Source organism: Paenarthrobacter sp. NPDC090522 (assembly GCF_044769225.1).
Taxonomy (GTDB): Bacteria; Actinomycetota; Actinomycetes; order Actinomycetales; family Micrococcaceae; genus Arthrobacter.
Genome location: NZ_JBIVXL010000003.1, coordinates 186,583 through 200,876, shown reverse-complemented (window position 1 = coordinate 200,876; position 14,294 = coordinate 186,583). Strand labels below are relative to the sequence as shown.

At 64.6% G+C, this 14,294-nt stretch carries 12 protein-coding genes; 10 read left to right on the top strand and 2 right to left on the bottom strand.

The window, feature by feature from the left end:
- Window positions 1-145 precede the first annotated feature (145 nt).
- The 3 genes from gatC to gatB are packed head-to-tail and all read left to right on the top strand — an operon-like array spanning window position 146 to window position 3,496.
- Window positions 146-442 carry an Asp-tRNA(Asn)/Glu-tRNA(Gln) amidotransferase subunit GatC gene (gene gatC / locus ACIQT2_RS04875; protein WP_397325772.1) on the top strand — a complete coding sequence of 99 codons (297 nt, stop codon included), beginning with the start codon at window positions 146-148 and terminating at the stop codon, window positions 440-442.
- A 4-nt stretch (window positions 443-446) separates the two neighbouring features.
- On the top strand, window positions 447-1,988 hold the full coding sequence (gene gatA, locus ACIQT2_RS04870; protein ID WP_402944104.1) for an Asp-tRNA(Asn)/Glu-tRNA(Gln) amidotransferase subunit GatA: 1,542 nt from the start codon (window positions 447-449) through the stop codon (window positions 1,986-1,988).
- Entirely contained in the window at window positions 1,988-3,496 is a 1,509-nt protein-coding gene (gene gatB, locus ACIQT2_RS04865; RefSeq protein WP_402944102.1) for an Asp-tRNA(Asn)/Glu-tRNA(Gln) amidotransferase subunit GatB, read from the top strand. Before gatA ends, gatB begins: the two co-directional genes overlap by 1 nt.
- 50 nt (window positions 3,497-3,546) lie before the next feature.
- Here the strand turns inward: gatB and ACIQT2_RS04860 are convergent, their stop codons facing one another.
- Window positions 3,547-4,575 carry a formylglycine-generating enzyme family protein gene (locus ACIQT2_RS04860; RefSeq protein ID WP_402944100.1) on the bottom strand — a complete coding sequence of 343 codons (1,029 nt, stop codon included), beginning with the start codon at window positions 4,573-4,575 and terminating at the stop codon, window positions 3,547-3,549.
- 205 nt (window positions 4,576-4,780) lie between these two features.
- Here ACIQT2_RS04860 and ACIQT2_RS04855 point away from each other — a divergent pair, with 205 nt between their 5' ends.
- From ACIQT2_RS04855 to ACIQT2_RS04835, 5 genes are all read left to right on the top strand, one after another.
- Entirely contained in the window at window positions 4,781-5,815 is a 1,035-nt protein-coding gene (locus ACIQT2_RS04855; protein ID WP_400272180.1) for an ABC transporter permease, read from the top strand.
- 31 nt (window positions 5,816-5,846) lie between these two features.
- Entirely contained in the window at window positions 5,847-6,770 is a 924-nt protein-coding gene (locus tag ACIQT2_RS04850; protein ID WP_402944097.1) for a carbohydrate ABC transporter permease, read from the top strand.
- 57 nt (window positions 6,771-6,827) lie between these two features.
- Window positions 6,828-8,489: a sugar ABC transporter substrate-binding protein gene (locus ACIQT2_RS04845; RefSeq protein WP_402944096.1), complete on the top strand. Its 1,662-nt coding sequence runs from the start codon at window positions 6,828-6,830 to the stop codon at window positions 8,487-8,489.
- A gap of 80 nt (window positions 8,490-8,569) precedes the next feature.
- Entirely contained in the window at window positions 8,570-9,607 is a 1,038-nt protein-coding gene (locus tag ACIQT2_RS04840; RefSeq protein ID WP_402944094.1) for a LacI family DNA-binding transcriptional regulator, read from the top strand.
- 17 nt (window positions 9,608-9,624) lie between these two features.
- Window positions 9,625-10,818, top strand: coding sequence for a Gfo/Idh/MocA family protein (locus ACIQT2_RS04835; protein ID WP_402944092.1), 1,194 nt, complete (start codon window positions 9,625-9,627; stop codon window positions 10,816-10,818).
- Between the two features lie 57 nt (window positions 10,819-10,875).
- On the opposite strand, the gene ACIQT2_RS04830 is transcribed toward ACIQT2_RS04835, so the two are convergent.
- Window positions 10,876-11,805: a LysR family transcriptional regulator gene (locus ACIQT2_RS04830; RefSeq protein WP_402944090.1), complete on the bottom strand. Its 930-nt coding sequence runs from the start codon at window positions 11,803-11,805 to the stop codon at window positions 10,876-10,878.
- Window positions 11,806-11,915: 110 nt separating this feature from the next.
- Between ACIQT2_RS04830 and tdh the strand changes: the two genes are divergently transcribed.
- Entirely contained in the window at window positions 11,916-12,962 is a 1,047-nt protein-coding gene (gene tdh / locus ACIQT2_RS04825) for an L-threonine 3-dehydrogenase (RefSeq protein WP_402944088.1), read from the top strand.
- A gap of 20 nt (window positions 12,963-12,982) precedes the next feature.
- Window positions 12,983-14,176 (top strand): glycine C-acetyltransferase, encoded by a 1,194-nt coding sequence (locus ACIQT2_RS04820; RefSeq protein ID WP_402944086.1) that lies wholly within the window; start codon window positions 12,983-12,985, stop codon window positions 14,174-14,176.
- Window positions 14,177-14,294 lie beyond the last annotated feature (118 nt).

The following is a 14,294-nucleotide window of genomic DNA, read 5'->3' as shown; positions in this document are numbered from 1 at the left end:
TCCCGAGTCAGGGTCCTTGCCTGCGGGCAGGCCTGCCCCCATCCGCACGGCTGCTGACGGCCGTTGACGGCTGCACGGCAGGTGAAGGGCAGCCCGGCCAAGTAGACTGGTCCGGAAAACCATTTGAACTTTGCAGGGGAGATCCATGGCTGCGATCAACCGTGACGACGTCGCGCATCTTGCGCGTCTGGCTCACATTGAAATGAGTGCCGAAGAGCTGGACAGGATGGCCGGCGAGCTTGCCGTCATTGTGGATTCGGTGAAGTCCGTCAGCGAAGCCGCCGGGGATGACGTCCCGGCCACGTCCCACCCCATTCCGTTGACCAACGTGTTCCGCGAGGACGTTGTGGGCCACACGTTCACGGCCGAGCAGGCATTGTCCGGCGCCCCTGACGCTGCCGAGGACCGTTTCAAGGTTCCGGCAATTTTGGATGAGGACTAACACCATGACTGAACTGAAGAACGAACTCATCCACCACTCCGCTGCCGATCTCGCCGCCAAGCTGGCCGCCCGCGAGGTATCCGCCGTCGAGGTTACCCAGGCGCACCTTGACCGGATCGCCGACGTCGACGGCCAGGTCAACGCGTTCCTGCACGTGAACACGGAAGAAGCCTTGACTGTCGCAGCCGAGGTTGACGCCGCGCGGAATGCGGGCGAAGAGCTCCACGCGCTCGCCGGCGTACCCATCGCGGTTAAGGACCTGATCGTCACCATCGGCCAGCCGACCACCGCCGGCTCCAAGATCCTCGAAGGGTGGCACAGCCCCTACGACGCGACGGTCATCAAGAAGCTCCGCGCCGCGAAGATGCCCATCCTGGGCAAGACCAACCTTGACGAGTTCGCCATGGGTTCGTCCACGGAGCACTCGGCGTTCGGTCCCACGCGCAACCCGTGGGACCTGGACCGCATCCCCGGCGGTTCCGGCGGTGGCTCCGCTGCCGCCGTCGCAGCTTTCGAAGCTCCGCTGGCCCTCGGTACGGACACCGGCGGCTCCATCCGCCAGCCCGGTGCCGTCACGGGAACGGTGGGCGTGAAGCCCACCTACGGTGCCGTGTCCCGTTATGGTGCCATCGCGATGGCGTCGTCGCTGGACCAGATCGGCCCCGTGTCCCGGACCGTCCTTGACTCCGCGCTGCTGCAGGAAGTCATTGGCGGACACGATCCCTTCGACTCCACGTCCCTGACTGATCCCTTCACCAACCTGGTTGCCGCCGCCCGCCTGGGCAACGTTGCCGGGCTCAAGATCGGCATTATCAAGGAACTGCACGGCGAGGGCTACCAAGCCGGGGTCGAGAACCGCTTCAACGAGTCCCTTGAGATCCTCAAGGACGCCGGTGCGGAAATCGTGGAGGTTTCCTGCCCCAACCTCAAGTACGCCCTGGGCGCCTACTACCTGATCATGCCGTCCGAGGTGTCCAGCAACCTGGCCAAGTTCGACGGCGTCCGGTACGGCTTGCGGGTCCTCCCCAAGGACGGCCCCATGACCATCGAACGTGTCATGGCCGCAACCCGCGCCGCCGGTTTCGGCGACGAAGCCAAGCGCCGCATCATCCTGGGCACCTACGCCCTGAGCGCCGGGTACTACGACGCCTACTACGGCTCGGCCCAGAAGGTCCGTACGCTGATCCAGCGCGACTTCGACGCCGCCTTCGCGCAGGCCGATGTCCTGATCTCGCCCACCGCGCCTACCACGGCGTTCAAGTTGGGGGAGAAGCTGGACGATCCGCTGGCCATGTACCTCAACGACGTCGCCACGATTCCCGCCAACCTCGCCGGCATCCCGGGCCTGTCCCTTCCCGGCGGCCTGGCAGACGAGGACGGCCTTCCCGTGGGCATCCAGCTCCTGGCGCCTGCCCGCGAAGACGCCCGCCTGTACCGCGTCGGCGCCGTCCTCGAGTCCATCCTTGAAGAGAAGTGGGGCGGCCCGATGCTCGCACAGGCACCTGTCTTGGGTTCTGCTTCCACCACCGCCGGAGGTTCCAACTAATGTCCGTCGACGCAACCCTGAGCTTCGAAGAAGCCATGGAGAAGTACGATCCCGTCCTGGGGTTCGAGGTCCATGTGGAGCTCAACACCAAGACCAAGATGTTCTCCTCGGCTCCGAACGTCTTCGGCGACGAGCCCAACACCAACGTCAACGAGGTTGACCTGGGCATGCCCGGCGTTCTTCCCGTGGTCAACAAGACGGCCGTGGAGTCCTCCATCAAGATCGGCTTGGCCTTGAACTGCAAGATCGCCGAGTCCTGCCGCTTCGCCCGGAAGAACTACTTCTACCCGGACACCCCCAAGAACTTCCAGACCTCCCAGTACGACGAGCCGATCGCCTACGACGGCTACCTGGACATCGAGCTGGAAGACGGCACGGTTTTCCGCGTTGAGATCGAGCGCGCGCACATGGAAGAGGACGCCGGCAAGCTGACCCACATGGGTGGCGCCGCGGGCCGCATCCAGGGTGCCGACTACTCACTGGTGGACTACAACCGTTCCGGCGTTCCGCTGGTGGAAATCGTCACCAAGCCGATCGAGGGGGCGGGCAGCCGGGCACCGGAACTGGCCAAGGCGTATGTTGCGGCGATCCGTGAAATCGTGAAGAACCTGGGCGTTTCCGATGCCCGCATGGAACGCGGAAATGTCCGCTGCGACGCAAACGTCTCCCTTCGTCCGCACGGGCAGGAGCGCTTCGGCATCCGGTCCGAGACCAAGAACGTGAACTCGTTGCGCGCCGTGGAGCACGCAGTCCGCTACGAGATCCAGCGCCATGCAGCCGTTTTGGATTCCGGTAACCCGATTGTCCAGGAAACGCGCCACTGGCACGAGGACACCCGTTCCACGACGTCCGGGCGGCCCAAGTCCGACGCCGACGATTACCGCTACTTCCCTGAACCGGACCTGGTTCCCGTGGTTGCCTCGCGTGAATGGGTTGAGGAGCTGCGCGCCACCTTGCCCGAGCCGCCCGCGGAGCGCCGCAAGCGCCTCAAGGAAGCCTGGGGCTATTCGGACCTCGAGTTCCGCGACGTGGTGAACGCCGGCGTCATGGACTCCATTGAGGAGACTGTTGCTGCCGGTGCCAGCGCAGATGTCGCCCGTAAGTGGTGGATGGGTGAGGTTGTTGGCCGTGCCAAGACCGCCGAAGTCGACCCCGCCGAACTCGGTGTCACGCCGGAGCTGATCGTCGAGCTCAACAAGTTGGTTGAAGGCGGCAAGATCAACAACAAGATGGCCTCCCAGGTCCTGGACGGCGTCCTCGCCGGTGAAGGAACCCCGGAGGAGATCATCCAGAAGCGCGGCCTCGCGGTGGTTTCCGACGACGGCCCGCTCCTGGAAGCCATCGATGCCGCCCTGGCTGCCCAGCCGGACGTTGCGGAGAAGATCCGCGGCGGCAAGGTCCAGGCCATCGGTGCCATTGTCGGCGGCGTCATGAAGGCCACGCGTGGCCAGGCCGACGCCGGACGTGTCCGCGAACTGATCCTCGAGAAGCTCGGGGTACAGGGCTAGGAACGCCTCCATAAGAAGCAGGCCGCAGACTTTGTCTGCGGCCTGCTTTTTTAGAGCGCCACGGTCCTGAAGCCAAGGTTTGCACTGGCCGAATCCGGCGTGTTCGAACTGCGCGCCGCCAACCGGTAGCGGTTGCAGTAGGAGTCGTGGCATAGGTAGGAGCCGCCGCGCATCACGCGTCCCCTCCCCACCGTGGGTCCCTGCGGATCCTGCACCGTGCCGTTGGCCAGGCATGTTGCGTAGTACTTGGGCAGGAACCAGTCGCTGCACCACTCCCACACGTTGCCGCTGGTCTGGTACAAACCGTAGCCGTTCGGGGCGAACCAACGGGCGGGTGCGGTGGTCAGGAAGCCGTCCTCCACGTCATTGCGCACGGGGAATTGACCCTGCCAGATGTTGCAGTTGTGGCGGGATTCCCCTTCGCCGGAGCTATGGAGCCCGTTGCCCCACGGGTAGCGCAGGCCTTCCTCTCCGCCACGGGCCGCGTACTCCCATTCGGCTTCAGTAGGGAGCCGTCGGCCGGCCCAGGCGCAGTAGGCCAGGGCATCGTTGTAGGAAACGTGGGTCACCGGGTGGTCGGGAATTTCGCTCCAGTGGGAGAGCGGTCCTGCCGGGTGGGCCCAGTTGGCGCCGCGGACGTTGAGCCACCACGGGACGTTGGTGACCCGGTTGAGGATGTCCTTCGGCTCTACCTGGACCGCCAGGTGGAAGACGGGCGAGGTTCCGAAGCTTTCCGATTCGGTCCGGTAGCCGGTGGCATCGACGAAAGCCGCAAACTCCTGGTTCGTGACGGTAGTGGCGCTGATGAGGAAGGCCCCGACTCCCACTTCATGTACGGGAGACTCGCCGTCGTCCGCATAGCCTTCGTTGAAGGGGTCGCCCATGGCGAACGTCCCGGCCGGGACGGTGACATCGTTGGAACCGGCCTGCGCGGCCGCACGTTCGGGTGTGGGACCTTGGGCGGAACGCACGACGCCGGTCGGCGGCGTGGGGTGTCCGTCCGCCGCGCGCTGTGGCGGCGTTAGCCCCGGCGTCGAACCTTCCCGGGCGGTTCCGCCCGGACTGCAGCATCCTGCCATTCCCGCTCTTTCCTCACGTGCGAAGCCGTTCGTCGTGTTCGCCCCTCTTCCATCTTACTGGCGCTCTTTGTCCCTCAAAATGATGAAAACTGATTTCTAGGCGCAGTTTCAATCATGATCTTGCAAATGCGGTACGAGTCACTTATGGTTTGTTAAACGGTTAACGAACGTGGCTTGAATCACACTCGGCACTTGAGGAGACAGCATGAACTCGACAACGGAACAGGCTCCGGCATTGCCCGAAGCCAGCCGTGTCCCGGCTCGGGAGGGCGCCAAAGCGCCGGTGTCCGGCTCCCGGAAAGGCAAGGGCACCAAGCCGCCCAGCCAGAGCTTCCGCTCGCGCTTGAAGCGGGACAAGCAGATGCTCCTGATGATGGTTCCGGGCATCGCCTTCCTGTTGCTCTTCTTCTACATCCCCATCCTGGGCAACGTCATCGCCTTCCAGGACTACCAGCCCTACCTGGGCATCGGGGACAGCCTCTGGGTGGGCTGGCAGAACTTCGTGGACCTCTTCGCCAACCCGGACTTCATCCACGCGTTCTGGAACACGCTGTACCTGGCGGCCTGGCAGTTGGTGTTCCTGTTCCCGGTTCCGCTGGTCCTGGCCCTGATCGTCGATTCCCTGATCAGCACCAGGGTCCGGCAGGTCTTCCAGAGCATTGCCTACCTGCCCCACTTCCTTTCCTGGGTCCTGGTGATCGCCTTCTTCCAGCAGATGCTGGGCGGTGCCGGCTTCGTGAACAACCTGCTCCGGGACTGGGGCATGGATCCCATCCCGTTCATGACCAACTCCGAGACATTCCCTGTGCTGGTGGTGGTCCAGATGATCTGGAAGGACGCCGGCTGGGCCATGATCATCTTCCTCGCCGCCTTGGCGAGCATCGACGCTTCGCTCTATGAGGCGGCAGCGGCGGACGGTGCCGGACGGTGGCGCCGCATGTGGCACATCACCCTGCCCGGCCTGCGTCCCGTGATCGTCCTGCTCCTGATCCTGCGCATCGGCGACATCCTCTCGGTGGGCTTCGAGCAATTCATCCTGCAGCGCGACGCCGTGGGCGCAGGGGCCGCGGAAGTCCTGGACACGTTCACCTATTACACCGGCGTTGTGGGTGGCGGCTGGAGTTCGGGTGCCGCTGCGGGCTTGGCCAAGGGCGTGGTCAGCATGCTGCTGATCTATGGCGCGAACAAGTTGGCACACCGCTTTGGCGAAGACGGAATCTTTGCTCGAAAGGTCGGCTAGCCCCAGCGGCGGCCGAACAAGGAGAACCCCCATGGCAACAACACTTTTCACCCGCAAACCGCGCGAGCTGAGCTACAACCCCAAGCGTCCGGTCTGGAAGGAACGCCCTTCCGCGCTCTACCAGACCGTCAAGTCGGTGGTCCTGGTGGCCTTCAGCCTGTCCATCCTGGCCCCCATCCTGCTGGTGGTCTCGACGTCCCTCGCGGACAACGAACAGCTGGTCAAGGCCGGCGGCTTTGTCCTCTGGCCGGAACGTCCCACGCTGGAGGCCTACGCCACCATCTTCAAAGGCCCCATGGTGCTGCAATCCCTGGGTGTGAGCGCCCTGATTACCGTGGTTGGCACCATCCTGGCCCTCTTCGTCACCATCACCATGGCCTACGCCACCAGCCGCTCGGTCCTGTTTGGCCGCCCCGTGGTACTCGCAGTCCTATTTACCCTGCTGTTTGCCCCGGGCCTGATCCCGTCGTTCCTCATGATCCGCCAACTCGGCCTGCTGGACTCGTTGTGGTCGCTGATCCTGCCGGGCATTTTCGGTGCCTTCAACTTCGTGGTGATGCGGTCCTTCTTCATGAACATTCCCGGCGAACTGATCGAGAGCGCCAGGATCGACGGCGCCAATGACTGGCAGATCCTCTGGCGGATCGTCATGCCCTTGTCCAAGGCAGTGATCGCCGTGGTGGGCCTGTTCTACGCAGTCGGCTTCTGGAACTCGTTCTTCAACGCACTGCTGTACATCAACGACCACGGCAAGTGGCCCATCCAGCTGCTGCTGAGGAACTTCGTGGTGCAGGGGAGCGGTGCCGCCGACCAACTGGGCATCACCACCACCCCGCCGCCGCAGTCCATCCAGATGGCCGTGGTTGTCGTGGCCCTGGTTCCCATCCTCATGGTCTACCCCTTCCTGCAGAAGCACTTCGCCAAGGGCGTCATCACGGGCGCCGTCAAGGGCTAGGCCACCAAAAATCCCACGCGTCAGAAACCAACAAAGATCACCAGAAAGGGTTATGCCATGAAGAGCACTACCTCAGGACAGGCTGGATTCAGCCGCCGCGGCTTCCTTGGCCTCGCCGGCCTGGCCGTGACCGCCGTCGGCCTGTCCGCCTGCGGTGGCGGCGGAGCTTCCGGGGGTGGGGGCGCCGCTGCCTCCGCCACGGTCAAGCTGCCCACCTACAAGGAGTTCACGGGCGTGACGCCGGACATCGCCGGCAACGCCCAGGGCCTGCAGGCCGGATACTTCAAACTGCCCAACGCCGTGCAGTCCGTGAAGACCCCGCCGCTCAAGGGCAAGGTCACCGGCCTCACGGAAACCTTCGACACCATGAGCCCGGGCCTGAAGGACAACCCGTTCTGGCAGCGCCTCAACGCCAAGCTCGGCGGGGACCTCGAGCTGCAGATTGCCGAAGACATCGGAGACGGCTACCCGGCCAAGTTCGCCACCGTCCTTGCCAGCAACGACCTCCCGGACATGATGTGGGTACCGCCAAACCAGGGCATCCCCAACGTGGGCCCCATGCTGGAGGCCAAATTCCAGGACCTCACGCCGTACCTCTCCGGCGACGCCGTGCTCGAGTACCCCAACCTGGCCGCACTGAAGCCGGATTCCTGGAAGACCGCCGTCGTGAACGGCAAGATCTGGGGCGCTCCCATCCCGAGCACCCCGTTCGGCCAGGTGTACCTGGGCAACCACGACATGTGGGCGCAGGTGGGTGGCTTCGAAGCGTCCAGCGCCGACGAGTTCCTGGACAAGGCCAAGGAACTGACGCGTCCCGGCGAGCAGAAGTACGCCCTGGAACCGGCCTATATCAATGCCCTGCACATGGTCACCGAATGGTTCGGCGCCCCGAACAGCTGGGCCGTCAACAAGGACCGCACGCTGACCCACCTGTATGAAACCGACGAATACATGGCGGGCGTCGAGTTCACGGCCAAGATGTTCGCCGCCGGCGTGTTCTACCCGGATTCCAAGGCCACGGACATCCGCAACCGCGTGGCCAACGGCAGCGTTGCCGCGCAGGTGGTGGTGGGCCCGCACGATATCCGCAGCTACCGTTCACTGAGCCGTACCGCGAAGTTCGACATCCTCATTCCGTTCAGCGCCGACGGCAAGGTCAAGCCGACGTACGACATGGGCTACGGCACGGTGGGCTTCACGCCGTTCAAAAAGGCCGAGGAAGGCAAGATCCGCGAGCTGCTCGCCCTGATCGATTACCTCTCGGCGCCCTTTGGAACCGTGGAGTACATGCAGAAGAACTTCGGCGAACTGGGCCAGGACTACACGATCGACGGCAGCGGCAACCCGGTCCGCACGGATACGGGCACCATCAACGCGCCCGGCCTCGTCTCCGCCCTGAACATCATGGCCAGCCCGGAGAACGTCATCTTCAACCCCGGCTTCGACGATGACACGCGCTACGTCAGCGAGCAGGAGAAGAAGCTCCTGGAACTCGCCTGGCGCAACCCCACCAACGGTTCCTACTCGGACACCAACGCCAAGGTGGGCGCCAAGAGCACCAAGCAACTCAGGGACAAGGTGGTGGACATCATTACCGGCCGCGCCAAGATCGACGAGCTCAAGGACGCGGTGAAGCGCTGGAAGAGCGAGGGCGGCGACAAGATGCGCGACGAGTACCAGGCATCGTTGGACCCCAACGCGCCAGTGTTCCGGAGCTAGCGGCTTCCCGGGCAGGCCCGGCTTGACGGGCTAGCCTCGACACCACGGACACGGACATCACATCAACACCAGGGGGAACCATGGCAAAAACAAGCAGTACCGGCGTCAGGCCCACCATCCGCATGGTGGCCGAACTCGCCGGGGTCTCCACAGCCACGGTTTCCTATGTGATGTCCGGTCGCCGCGGTGACGGCGGGCCTGGCGTTTCGGATCCGACGGCGGAGAAGGTCAAGGCGGCCGCGGAGCGGCTCGGATACCGGCCCAACCAGGCCGCGCGCGCCATTCGCACCGGACGGACCAACACCGTAATCCTGTCGCTGACCATGCTTTCGGATCCGTGGTCCCTGTCCGTCATCGAGGCGGTCCAGCGGGCCGCGGAACCCCTGGGCATCACGCCGATGATCCTGGGCGACGCCGACTGGGTGAAAGTGCTCGGTACCCACAACGCGGACGCGGTCTTCGTGGATGCCGTCCGCGAAGACCAGACTGCGGCGCTCCGGAAACTGGCCGGGCACGGAACCACGTTGGTGGTCTTCAACGAAGCGCTGGAACCGGAGGGTTTCGACGTGATCCGTTCCATCGCGGAGCCGGGCTGCCGGATGGCCGTGGAGCACCTCCTCCACGGACACCGGCGGATCGCTTGCCTGACTCCGGCCACGGCTGCCGGAACGTCCGGTGGCAGCCGCTACCGGGCGTACTCGGAGGCCTTGGCCGCCGCAGGGATCGACGAACGGGACGACTACGTGGGGCTCTTCGACGGAACCACGTCCGGAGCCTTTGCCGCCACGACCAAGCTCCTGGGACTTCCGGACCGGCCCACGGCGATCTACGCCACCACGGATTTCGCGGCCGTGAGCGCCATCAACGCCGCCCAACGCCTTGGCCTGGCCGTCGGTCAGGATGTGGACATCATCGGTGTGGGCAACACCGTGGAGGGCGAACGCATGTCGCCGTCGCTCAGCACCGTGGGTCCCGTGGACTTCTTTGACAAGCTCGCCAGGCTGCTCCTGCAGCGGGCCACGGGCGCCGGTGATGCGCCGACGGTCCTGGATTTCCCCTGGCACCTCTTCGTGCGGGAATCGGCACCACACCGCAGTGCCGCAACAAGACTTAATTAGGAATCAGCAGAAGGAATGTGCACACCATGGAAAAGGATTTGAAGGTCGGCATCGTGGGTTTCGGCCTGCGTTCGGGGTTGTGGAAGCACGCCCACAAGCCCGGCCAGGGGTCTGTCGTCACGATCGTCTGTGACCTCAGCGAACGGGGACGGGCGGATGCCGCCGAGCGCATCCCCTCGGCACGGATCACGGACGACCTTGAGGAGTTGCTGGCCAGCGGCCTGGACGCGGTACTGGTGCTGACCCCGGACAACCAGCACGCCGCCGTCGCCATCCGTACCCTGAAAGCCGGGATCCCCACGTTCTGCGAGAAGCCGCTGGACGTCACGCTCGAGGCCGCGGACCTGATCCTCAAGACCGCTTATGAAACAGGCACCCGGCTGTACGTCGGCCACAACATGCGCCACATGCCCGTGGTGGTCCAGATGCGCCAACTCATCGAGCAAGGAACCATCGGTGAGGTCAAAGCCGTGTGGTGCCGCCACTTCGTGGGACACGGCGGCGACTACTACTTCAAGGACTGGCATGCGCAGCGGGCCAACGTCACGTCCCTGCTGCTCCAAAAAGGCGCGCACGACATCGACGTGATCCACTGGCTGGCCGGCGGCTACACGAAGCGGGTTGCCGCCGTCGGCGACCTCGCGGTTTACGGCGACGTGCCCAACCGCAGCGACAACACCGGCAAGCGCATGGGCGACTGGTTCTCCCTTGATAACTGGCCGCCCACTGAGCAGAAGGACCTCGCGGAGGTGATCGACGTCGAGGACATTTCCATGATGAACATGGTGCTGGACAACGGCGTCCTGGCCTCCTACCAGCAGTGCCACTTCACGCCGGACTACTGGCGGAACTACACGATCATCGGTACCAAGGGCAGGATCGAGAACTTCGGCGACGGGCCGGGGGAGACCATCAACGTCTGGACGTCGCGCACCTCCGGCCGGGGCGAGCCGGACCAGGTCATCACCATCCAGGATGGCGAAGGCGGCCACGGGGGCGCGGATCCGCGGCTGATTGAGGAGTTCCTGCGGTTCGCTTCGGAGGGCGGCCGGACGCAGACCAGTCCCATCGCGGCCCGGCAGGCAGTGGTCGCGGGCATCCTGGCCGCAGAATCACTGCGCGCGGACGGGTCCGCCCGGGAAGTCCCGGAGTTGCCCGCGGAGTTGGTGGAGTACTTCGACGCCGGCCAGCCCGCCTTGGTCCGCGACTAGCCCAACTGGGTCGCAGTTAAGCGCGTTTTGACCAGTGAAAACGCGCACAATTGCGACCTACTTGGGTGCGGAAAGCCCGGTCATGACGGTTTGAAGTGACTCGCAAACCGTCATGACCGATTTCCGTTTAAGCGTCTCCGGCCGGGCCAGGATGTCGATCTTGCGCACCGAGTTCACTCCGGACAGTGGCCGCAGCACCACGCCGGCATCCAGCACCCGCCGCGCCGTGAACCTCGGCAGCAGCCCGATCGCCCCGCCCGCCGAAACGAGCGCCGCCACGGTGGAGTAGTCGTTAATGCGGTGCAGCACTTCGGCCGGCCGCCCACTCACAGCAACGACGGCGGCCAGCACGTCCGCGGGAGAGTAGCCATCGCGGCTGGTCACCCAGGGTTCATCCACGACGTCGGACGGCTCCAGTTCGCGGTGTGCTGCCAGCGGGTGGTCCGCGGGCAAGGCAATGTCCAGGGGTTCATCCGCGAGCGGGATCACCGCCACCTTGTCCTCGGGCCACGGGGGACTGTTATCCATGCGGTGCGCCAGGACAAGGTCGTAACGCGCAACCAACCCCGGGAAATCCTCCTGGGCCACATCCTCGTCGGACAGGCGCAACCGTGGCGACATCCCGCCGTCGGACGCTTTTCCCGAAGCCAGCAGCGCGGCGAGCGGTGCGAACAGTGCCTGCCCGGCGCTGTGGAACGCGCTGACACTCACGGGCGCGTCGGGAGCATCGTGGTAGGCGCCGATGGCCGCGCGGGCATCGGCCATGGCGTTCACGACGGCGGCACCCGCCTCGGCGAGCACGCGGCCGGCATCGGTGAGCACCAAGGCGCGGCCTTCCTTGCGGGTAAGCGGCACATCCACCGACTTCTGGAGCAACGCAAGCTGCTGGGAAACGGCCGACGGGGTGACCATGAGGGTCTCGGCTACTGCCTTGACGCTGCCCAGGTCCCCGAGCTCCCGGAGCATCTGCAATTGGTGGATTTCCATTAGCAAATCCTAAATCGTTGATTGAGAAGAATCTAGTTGTGCTAAATCGTTGGCGGGCTTTCAATGGAAGTCAGCAGCAGCGAAGCAGCACCAAGCCAGTGAGGAATTCCATGAAGGCTCTCTACAAATCCGGACCACACGCCGGGTTCGAACTCGTCGACCGTCCCGAGCCCGAGGCGGGCCCGTCGGACGTCAAGATCCGTGTCATGACCACCGGCATCTGCGGTACGGACCTCCACATCCAGAGCTGGGATGCGTGGGCGCAAAGCATCATCGAAGCACCCCTCATTGCCGGACACGAGTTCTACGGCGAAGTGGTGGAAATCGGCGAGGACGTCCGTGACGTCAAGGTGGGGGACAGGGTCTCCGGAGAGGGCCATGTTGTCTGCGGGATCTGCCGCAACTGCCGGGCCGGACGCCGCCAGATGTGCATCCACACAGTCTCCGTGGGCGTGCAGCGCGATGGTGCGTTTGCTGAGTTCGTGGTCATTCCCGAAACGAATGTCTGGGTGCACCATGACGAGTCCGTCACCCCGGAACTCGGCGCCATCTTTGACCCCTTCGGCAACGCCGTGCACACTGCGTTGAGCTTCCCCCTGGTGGGCGAGGACGTCCTGATTACGGGTGCCGGTCCGATCGGGCTGATGGCCATCGCCGTTGCCCGTCACGCCGGTGCACGCAAGATCGCCATCACCGATGTCTCTGAACCACGGCTCGAACTTGCCCGGCAGATGGGCGTGGACCTGGCCGTGGACGTGTCCAAGATGCGCGTCCGCGAGGCGCAGCAGGCACTCGGCATGCGCGAAGGGTTCGACATCGGCTTGGAAATGTCGGGACACCCGACGGCGCTGCCTGAGATGATCGACAACATGAACCACGGCGGACGCATCGCCATGCTCGGCCTGCCCAGCCAGTCCATCGACATCGACTGGGGCAAGGTGGTCACGCACATGCTCACGCTCAAGGGCATCTACGGCCGCGAGATGTTCGAGACCTGGTACGCCATGAGCGCCATGCTCTCTTCCAACCCCGCGCTGCACCGCAGCATTTCCGCCGTCGTCACGGACAAGTTGCCCGCCACTGAGTGGGAAAAGGGCTTCGAGATCGCCCGCAACGGCGTGGGCGGCAAAGTGGTCCTCGACTGGACTGAACTCTAAGAATCCTCAGGAGCAGATCAATGTACTCAGCCATCAAAGACCAACTGCAGGGCGAACTGGAAGAGATCCGCAGCGCCGGACTCTTCAAGACCGAACGCCACATCGACTCACCCCAGGCCAGCCACATCGCCGCGGGCCAACTCGGCCAACCCGCCAACAAGGTCCTGAACTTCTGCGCCAACAACTACCTGGGCCTGGCCGACCACCCGGACATCATCGCCGCCGCCAAGTCCGCCATGGACGAGCGCGGCTTCGGCATGGCCTCCGTGCGCTTCATTTGCGGCACCCAGGACCTGCACCTGGAACTCGAAGCCCGCGTTACGGAGTTCCTGGGGACCGAGGACACCATCCTCTTCTCCAGCTGCTTCGACGCCAACGGTGGTGTGTTCGAGTCCCTCTTCGGCCCGGACGATGCCATCATCTCCGACTCCCTCAACCACGCCTCCATCATCGACGGCATCCGTTTGAGCAAGGCCAAGCGCTTCCGCTACGCCAACCAGGACATGGCAGACCTGGAAGCCAAGCTCGTGGAGGCGTCCGGTTCGCGGCGCAAGATCATCGTCACGGATGGTGTCTTCTCCATGGACGGCTACCTGGCGCCCCTCGAGGCGATCTGCGACCTCGCTGAGAAGCACGACGCTCTGGTGATGGTGGACGACTCCCACGCTGTCGGGTTCATGGGATCCACCGGCGCCGGTACCCCTGAGCACGCCGGGGTCTCGGACCGGGTGGACATCTACACGGGAACCTTCGGCAAGGCCCTTGGCGGCGCCTCCGGTGGTTACGTTTCCGGCCGTGGCGAGATCGTGGCCATGCTGCGCCAGAAGGCCCGTCCGTACCTGTTCTCCAACTCCCTCGCACCGGCCATTGTTGCGGCCACGATCAAGGCCTTGGAACTCGTGCAGGGATCGGGCGAGCTGCGCACCCGCCTGTTCGAGAATGCTGCGCTGTTCCGCCGCCGGATGAGCGAGGAAGGCTTCGAACTGCTCGACGGCGAACACGCCATCATCCCGGTCATGTTCGGTGACGCCGTGGTTGCGGCGCGTATCGCCGACGAGATGCTCGGCCATGGCGTTTTCGTCACCGCGTTCAGCTACCCCGTAGTGCCCAAGGGCGCGGCCCGCATCCGCGTACAGCTTTCCGCCGCGCACAGCACGGACGACGTCGAAGCTTGCGTCCAGGCGTTCGTCAAGAGCCGCGCCGCAGTCGCCTAACCCAACCCTCTCTCACCGACCACCCCCTTTTTGGGGACGTTCTCTCACCGAATGCCCCCTTTTCCGGGACGCTCTCTCACCGAATGCCCCTGTTTTGGGGACGTTCTCTCACCGATTG

Coding starts and splice junctions, on each gene's coding strand:
- gatC (WP_397325772.1), top strand. CDS start 146: ATGGCTGCGATCAACCGTGACGACGTCGCGCATCTTGCGCGTCTGGCT.
- gatA (WP_402944104.1), top strand. CDS start 447: ATGACTGAACTGAAGAACGAACTCATCCACCACTCCGCTGCCGATCTC.
- gatB (WP_402944102.1), top strand. CDS start 1,988: ATGTCCGTCGACGCAACCCTGAGCTTCGAAGAAGCCATGGAGAAGTAC.
- ACIQT2_RS04860 (WP_402944100.1), bottom strand. CDS start 4,575: ATGGCAGGATGCTGCAGTCCGGGCGGAACCGCCCGGGAAGGTTCGACG.
- ACIQT2_RS04855 (WP_400272180.1), top strand. CDS start 4,781: ATGAACTCGACAACGGAACAGGCTCCGGCATTGCCCGAAGCCAGCCGT.
- ACIQT2_RS04850 (WP_402944097.1), top strand. CDS start 5,847: ATGGCAACAACACTTTTCACCCGCAAACCGCGCGAGCTGAGCTACAAC.
- ACIQT2_RS04845 (WP_402944096.1), top strand. CDS start 6,828: ATGAAGAGCACTACCTCAGGACAGGCTGGATTCAGCCGCCGCGGCTTC.
- ACIQT2_RS04840 (WP_402944094.1), top strand. CDS start 8,570: ATGGCAAAAACAAGCAGTACCGGCGTCAGGCCCACCATCCGCATGGTG.
- ACIQT2_RS04830 (WP_402944090.1), bottom strand. CDS start 11,805: ATGGAAATCCACCAATTGCAGATGCTCCGGGAGCTCGGGGACCTGGGC.
- tdh (WP_402944088.1), top strand. CDS start 11,916: ATGAAGGCTCTCTACAAATCCGGACCACACGCCGGGTTCGAACTCGTC.
- ACIQT2_RS04820 (WP_402944086.1), top strand. CDS start 12,983: ATGTACTCAGCCATCAAAGACCAACTGCAGGGCGAACTGGAAGAGATC.